This is a genomic window from Candidatus Chordibacter forsetii, assembly GCF_964187505.1.
Classification (GTDB): domain Bacteria; phylum Verrucomicrobiota; class Verrucomicrobiia; order Opitutales; family Seribacteraceae; genus Chordibacter; species Chordibacter forsetii.
This window is the reverse complement of record NZ_CAXLML010000111.1, coordinates 1-5,000: the sequence shown is the minus strand read 5'-3', so window position 1 is coordinate 5,000 and position 5,000 is coordinate 1. Positions and strand designations below refer to the sequence as shown.

The window sequence follows — 5,000 nt, the reverse complement described above, 5'->3', positions numbered from 1 at the left end:
GATTAAGGCTGCTGGGTTCTCCCATTCGGAAATCCCCGGGTCAAAGCGTATTTGCCGCTACCCGAGGCTTATCGCAGCTAGTCACGTCCTTCATCGCCTGACATCGCCAAGGCATTCACCAATTGCCCTTGCTTCATTTGTTTACGATTCATTAAATCGCCGTATGGTATTTATTCCGGATGAGCGACACTTGTGTCACCCATTTTACGTTAAAACTATCAAAGAACTAAAAGTTATAAAAGATTTTGTGCTTCCAGAAATGGTGGGCCCAGGTGGACTTGAACCACCGACCCCCGCGTTATCAACACGGTGCTCTAACCAACTGAGCTATGAGCCCCATTGACTACACGGTCGAAAACCTAACGAATGGTGGAGCCAGACGGGATCGAACCGACGACCTCCTGAATGCAAATCAGGCGCTCTTCCAACTGAGCTATGGCCCCTCAATGTAAAGTGCATCCAATCGTCAGTTCATTCGAACGTGATGGAAGCGAAGAACAACAATGTTCTTCAAAACCTATTTTGTGTGATCCGGAACGGATTATCCGATCTCGAAGCTTGTAATTAAGATTCGATCGACCTACCTATCCGCGAAGGATAGGTTGGCTCCATAGAAAGGAGGTGATCCAGCCGCAGGTTCCCCTACGGCTACCTTGTTACGACTTCATCCCAATCACCAGCCCCACCTTAGGACACTGTCTCCTTGCGGTTAACTCATGTACTTCGGGCAGAACCGGCTTTCATGATGTGACGGGCGGTGTGTACAAGGCCCGGGAACGTATTCACGGCGTCATTGCTGATACGCCATTACTAGCGATTCCAACTTCATGGAGTCGAGTTGCAGACTCCAATCCGAACTGGGCCCGGTTTTGTGGATTTGCTCAATCTCGCGATATTGCATCCCATTGTGCCGGGCATTGTAGCACGTGTGCAGCCCTGGTCGTAAGGGCCATACTGACTTGACGTCGTCCCCACCTTCCCACCTCAACAAGAGGTTTGTCTTTCCAGAGTCCCCGGCATTACCCGCTGGCAACTGGAAACGAGGGTTGCGCTCGTTGCCGGACTTAACCGAACATCTCACGACACGAGCTGACGACAGCCATGCAGCACCTGTGCACTGTCCAGCCTAACTGACGAATTCCTTTCGGAAAACTACGACAGGCATGTCAAGACCAGGTAAGGTTCTTCGCGTTGCCTCGAATTAAGCCACATGCTCCACCGCTTGTGCGGGCCCCCGTCAATTCCTTTGAGTTTTAGCCTTGCGGCCGTAGTCCTCAGGCGGTGCACTTAACGCGTTAGCTAGAGCTCCGAAGGGGTCGAATCCTCCGAAACTTAGTGCACAACGTTTACGGCGTGGACTACAGGGGTATCTAATCCCTTTCGCTACCCACGCTTTCGTGATTGAGCGTCAGTACTCGTCCAGACAGTCGCCTTCGCCACTGGTGTTCCTCTAGATATCTACGCATTTCACCGCTACACCTAGAATTCCACTGTCCTCTCCGAGACTCTAGCCAAGTAGTTTCAGGCGCAGTTCCGGGGTTAAGCCCCGGGATTTCACACCTGACACACTTGGCCGCCTGCTCACCCTTTACGCCCAGTAAATCCGAGTAACGCTCGAGGTCTCCGTATTACCGCGGCTGCTGGCACGGAGTTAGCCACCTCTTCCTCTTTAGGTTAACTCAGAATAGGCTATAAACCTATTTGTTGTTCCCTAATGACAGGAGTTTACGACCCTAAGGCCTTCATCCTCCACGCGGCATTGCATCATCAGGCTTTCGCCCATTGTGAATGATTCGAAACTGCTGCCACCCGTAGGTGTCCGGGCCGTGTCTCAGTCCCGGTGTGGCTGATCATCCTCTCAGACCAGCTACCCGTCTTAGCCTTGGTGAGCTTTTACCTCACCAACAAGCTGATAGGCCGCGAGCCCATCCTTGAGCGCCATTACAAGCTTTAACCACTTTACCATGCGGTAGAGGGTCACATACAGTATTAATTCGCCTTTCGGCGAGCTATTCTATACTCAAGGGCAGGTTGCTCACGTGTTACGCACCCGTTCGCCACTGTCCACAAAACCGAAGTTTTGCTTATCGTTCGACTTGCATGTCTTAACCATGCCGCCAGCGTTCACTCTGAGCCAGGATCAAACTCTCCAAGAGAGTTATGCGACTAAACGCATAGGCTCGAGTCAAATAAATGACTCATTTATATTTTCAAAAAAATTGATCGGTAACCCGTTCATTGGATCACACAAAATAACTTTCAAAGAACAACCCTCGTATTTGAGGGAAAGAGTTCCAACAAATAGAGAATCAAACCTTTCGTCAAGTGAAATGATATTTTTTATTTCATGTAAATCTTAGTACTAGAAAACTCTCCATAACTCCCAAGACCCCTTTACTTACTGGACTATACTTTGATTGCGGGGAAGTTATTATAGGTTTCAGGCTGCTCTGTTAACAAGTATTCCGTTACTATTTGAGTGGGAAAAATTCTTCAGTTTGACACATTTTTGGCTTTTAAATTAGCTTAAATCAGAGGTTTTCAGCTACTTTCGTACTTTTTCGTCTCACATTTTAACTCAAATTAGAGAATTTCACTCATTAATAAATACGAACTGAATCAATCATCATTCAAAGAGACCAGTAATTCATTTCGAAGCGATTCTTGATCACTACTCCCATTCATCCAATGGAATGTGCATTGATAATTTAGAAAATGGCTTATAGACGACTTATATAGGTTGCAGTGCAATCGCATTATATGATTTGTACGCTTAGCTTAGTGGTCTCTTAAACCGAACAAGAAGTGGATGGATTGCTAGAAGGCATGTATTTACAAGGTTTCTTATCTACTTGTTCTTGTTATTATAAAACTAGTTTCAGATATAAGATCACTTCAGTCTTTATTAGAGGAATCTTGAAGAACTAACCTTACCATTTTCCTCAACCAGAATGCCTTAGTCGTAAGATTGCTTATTACTGAAGAGCATACAACCTGCTCCAACCTTAACCCTCCGAGCTTGTGTACATATTTATTGCTGCTACAAACCGAGAAATGCCGACGGTTCTCCAATGATTCTCTTCCAATTCGAGGATGGGTTCGTCTAACATACTCAACTCGCGGTATCCCCTTGAGCGGGAGATGTAGGTGAGAGCTTTACGATTTAGTCTACTTTCATCAGGGCAACGCGGAAGCCAAGTTTTGATGACTTGCTTTTAGTGGGTCCATTTCCTCTTCTTCGAGAATTCATAAATGACCCAACATTACCCCAAGAGCCTCCTCGTTGGATATTTTCCTCTCCTGTTTTAGGACCTCTCGGATCCAATTCTCTGCCATCGGGGTAAGACCCGAGAAAGTCAGCGACCCACTCCCTGACATTGCCATACATATCATGAAAACCCAAAAGATTTATAAGGGCCAACTGCTACAATCATGTCTTTGCCACTATCCAGATAGTTAGCTAACTCTGTACTAACGGAGTTCCCCAACTGTAGTATGTTGATGTTCTAGTCCTACAGACATACTTCCACTGGGCTTCAGTTGGAAGGTCAAACTTCCAACCTCCAATACCTTCCTTTTTATTTATTGATTCACAAAACGCTACAGTTTTATGACAAGTGACTCTTTCAACAGGCAGTTTACTACCAGTAAATTCACTTGGGTTAACTTTCATTACTTGTTCATACTGCTCCTGCGTAACTTAATATTTTCCAAGCTAAAACACCTTGGTTAGAATTACAGGATAAAAGCTACTATTTTCACCTCCAGGTCCCATGATAAAAGCCCCCGGCGGACACCAAATCAGTTCCATATTAAGGGCTGGATAACAATGTAATTCGGCTTCGAAGCGTACCCATCTACGGTATTTGCAAAGCGGTTTAAGGCTATATCTGCGGTTGCTTGCTTGGTCTGCTCCACAATCTGCCTCACCTCTGTTTGCTCAGCATCACTCATATCCGCAAGCTTAGCAGCACCCCCTTTCTTAGCAGTTAGCTTCATCTCCGTTTCCACAACAGTTGCCAATTGCTTAGCATCCAAAAAGTCTACCCGTCCCTCTACAGCAGAAACAGCACTAGCGGACACCTTGAACTGAGTACCCCTTATCACAGCATGTGCAACCTTGGTGCTAATTGCTTAACTTTCTTGCCTCAACCACTAAGTTTCCCGCTTCCAAATTAAGCACTGTTCGGCTTGGACTGACCTCCTTTTTAAAGTCACCTGCTTTTTGATTCGTTCCCTTAAAACTCTTTTGATAGAGCAGTAAGAACCAGTTTTGCATTCTCTCCCAAGTGAGTAAGCGTACCATTAGACAGGAGTAAATTATCAGATGATTCACTACCAGTAGTAATGGTAGCCCCGAAAGCGATCGATTCTCCGACTATGACTTCCCGAGATGCTGGCTTCAACTCGAAATAACTATCTCGGGTAGGCACGAATACTTCTACCCTACCCTTGGCAGAGGCTACAATAACACCGCCCCTGCCATCATCATCCTCAAAAGGTAAGGGTACGGCAAAAGAGGAAGTCCAAATGCCCTCTTTACATAATCTTGATCTGCAGATGAAAAACCCGTCAACGGAACGGTGTACTTGCGACCTTGGGCGTTTTAGATTCGTGCCTTGCTGCCGACTGATTCTAGGTAGCGGGCGTATAGTATTCGCCCGTTGGCACTTGTCCATGTGCGGAAGGATTCCTCAGCACAAGCACGACCTGAAGTAAGGATTTAAAACATACAGACATCATCAATCGTCAAATAGATGACGAAAAGCTTATATCTAAAACTGCTAATTCTTTAAAGACCCAAAAGATTGGATCCTACAAGCAGAACTTAACCTTGGCGTTTGCGGGAGAACTTGGACTGGAATTTCTCTACTCGACCAGCGGTGTCCACAAAGCGTTTCTCACCAGTGAATGCTGGGTGAGAATCCATGGTGATATCGCGAACTAATACATGGCGGTCGATGCCGGCCACATTCTCAGTTTTCTTGGAACTAGCAGTA

General features: G+C 46.1%; 3 protein-coding genes, 2 tRNA genes, 2 rRNA genes and 1 pseudogene (1 of these 8 running past the window's edge). All 8 read right to left on the bottom strand.

Going from position 1 to position 5,000, the window contains the following annotated elements:
- Nucleotides 1-142 (bottom strand): 23S ribosomal RNA (locus tag ACKPQ4_RS05140) (it extends 2,702 nt beyond the left edge of the window).
- Nucleotides 143-260: 118 nt separating this feature from the next.
- Nucleotides 261-337 (bottom strand) — tRNA-Ile (locus ACKPQ4_RS05135).
- Nucleotides 338-367: 30 nt separating this feature from the next.
- A tRNA-Ala gene (locus ACKPQ4_RS05130) sits at nucleotides 368-443 on the bottom strand.
- 171 nt (nucleotides 444-614) lie between these two features.
- Nucleotides 615-2,156: ribosomal RNA gene (locus tag ACKPQ4_RS05125) — 16S ribosomal RNA — on the bottom strand.
- The 16S and 23S rRNA genes sit together here with 2 tRNA genes alongside, the layout of an rRNA operon.
- A 1,007-nt stretch (nucleotides 2,157-3,163) precedes the next feature.
- A pseudogene (locus ACKPQ4_RS05120) lies at nucleotides 3,164-3,682 on the bottom strand (formylglycine-generating enzyme family protein); the annotation flags it as partial.
- A gap of 119 nt (nucleotides 3,683-3,801) precedes the next feature.
- The gene (locus ACKPQ4_RS05115; protein WP_407680131.1) at nucleotides 3,802-4,107 is read right to left on the bottom strand and encodes a hypothetical protein; all 306 of its coding nucleotides are present in this window, start codon (nucleotides 4,105-4,107) and stop codon (nucleotides 3,802-3,804) included.
- 131 nt (nucleotides 4,108-4,238) lie between these two features.
- Nucleotides 4,239-4,679: a hypothetical protein gene (locus tag ACKPQ4_RS05110; RefSeq protein WP_407680130.1), complete on the bottom strand. Its 441-nt coding sequence runs from the start codon at nucleotides 4,677-4,679 to the stop codon at nucleotides 4,239-4,241.
- Between the two features lie 149 nt (nucleotides 4,680-4,828).
- The gene (gene rpmE, locus ACKPQ4_RS05105; protein WP_407680138.1) at nucleotides 4,829-4,972 is read right to left on the bottom strand and encodes a 50S ribosomal protein L31; all 144 of its coding nucleotides are present in this window, start codon (nucleotides 4,970-4,972) and stop codon (nucleotides 4,829-4,831) included.
- Nucleotides 4,973-5,000: the final 28 nt, after the last annotated feature.

What these genes read in the sequence shown, in the direction of transcription:
- ACKPQ4_RS05110 (WP_407680130.1), bottom strand. Translation starts at nt 4,679, where the DNA reads ATGGACAAGTGCCAACGGGCGAATACTATACGCCCGCTACCTAGAATC.